The 382-nt window shown below is 53.1% G+C and carries 1 rRNA gene; it reads right to left on the bottom strand.

The window, feature by feature from the left end:
- A 16S ribosomal RNA gene (locus CVN76_RS00400) occupies nucleotides 1–382 on the bottom strand; the annotation flags it as partial.

Raw genomic sequence — 382 nt, forward strand, 5'->3', positions numbered from 1 at the left:
CAGAAAGTCGCCTTCGCCACTGGTGTTCCTCCAAATCTCTACGCATTTCACCGCTACACTTGGAATTCCACTTTCCTCTTCTGCACTCAAGTTCCCCAGTTTCCAATGACCCTCCACGGTTGAGCCGTGGGCTTTCACATCAGACTTAAGGAACCACCTGCGCGCGCTTTACGCCCAATAATTCCGGACAACGCTTGCCCCCTACGTATTACCGCGGCTGCTGGCACGTAGTTAGCCGTGGCTTTCTGGTTAGGTACCGTCAAGGTACCAGCAGTTACTCTGGTACTTGTTCTTCCCTAACAACAGAACTTTACGACCCGAAGGCCTTCTTCGTTCACGCGGCGTTGCTCCGTCAGACTTTCGTCCATTGCGGAAGATTCCC

It is taken from the genome of Bacillus sp. mrc49 (assembly GCF_002803435.1).